Source organism: Nocardia sp. NPDC049190 (assembly GCF_040648115.1).
In the GTDB taxonomy this organism is placed as follows: domain Bacteria; phylum Actinomycetota; class Actinomycetes; order Mycobacteriales; family Mycobacteriaceae; genus Nocardia.
Genome location: NZ_JBEZDE010000123.1, coordinates 1 through 1,102, shown reverse-complemented (window position 1 = coordinate 1,102; position 1,102 = coordinate 1). Strand labels below are relative to the sequence as shown.

Here is a 1,102-nt window from a genome sequence, read left to right as displayed (position 1 = left end):
GATCGGCCGCGGCCGGTGGTGATGTCTCAGCGGGGTGCTACTGCGAGTTGTTCGTTGGGGGTGGAGTCGGTGCGGGGGTTGGAGCGTCTTGCGCGGGAGCGTAGTTCGTCGTTGTTCATGGTGGTGCATTCGGCTTTGGTGGTGTTGTTGGCGCGGTTGAGTGGTAGTGGTGATATTGCGATCGGTACGCCGATCGCGGGGCGGGGTGGGGTTGTGTTGGATGAGGTGGTGGGGATGTTCGTCAATACTTTGGTGTTGCGGACGGGTGTTGATCTGGATGAGTCGTTCACCGGTTTGCTCGAGCGGGTGCGGCGGGTTGATTTGGATGCTTACGCTCATGCTGATGTGCCGTTCGAGCAGCTTGTGGATGTTCTTGCTCCGCAGAGGTCGCAGTCTCGTCATCCGTTGTTCCAGGTGTTGTTGGCGTTTCAGAATCTGGAGCGTGTGGAGTTGGCGTTGCCGGGGTTGGAGGTGTCGGTTGTCGATCTGCCGAGCGAGGTGTCGCGTTTCGATGTGCAGTTCGTTGTGTCGGATGATGTGGATACCGGTGGGTTGAGGATCGCGGTCACTTATGCCACGGATTTGTTCGATGCCGCGACGATCGATTCCTTGACTCGGCGGTGGGTTCGGATCTTGGAGTCGGTGGCTGTCGATCCGATGGTGTCGGTGGCTGGGATCGAGGTACTCGAGGCTGGTGAGCGGGCGGATCTGCTCACTCGTGGTGGTGTGCCGACCGCGGCGCCGGTCACGTTGGCTGATCTGCTCGCTGCCGCGGTCGCGCGGGATCCCGACGCTACCGCGATCGTGTTCGAGGGTGAGCGGTTGAGTTATCGAGAGCTCGACGAGCGGTCGAACCGGCTGGCTCGGCTACTCATCCAGCATGGTGTGGGTCCGGAGGATGTCGTCGCGATCGGGATCCCGCGTTCTGTGGAGTCGGTTCTGGCTGTCTGGGCGGTCGCCAAGTCCGGGGCTGCTTTCCTGCCGATCGACCCGACCTATCCGGCCGAACGTATCAACCACATGTTGACCGATTCTCGGACCGTTATCGGGTTGACCACCACGATCACCCGCACGCGACTACCCGATTCGACCACGTGGGTGA

At 61.3% G+C, this 1,102-nt stretch carries 1 protein-coding gene; it reads left to right on the top strand.

Annotation, left to right across the window (positions count from 1 at the left end):
• Positions 1-21 precede the first annotated feature (21 nt).
• Positions 22-1,102: condensation domain-containing protein (locus AB0B25_RS32180; protein ID WP_357187633.1), on the top strand; the 1,081-nt coding region annotated here is incomplete at its 3' end.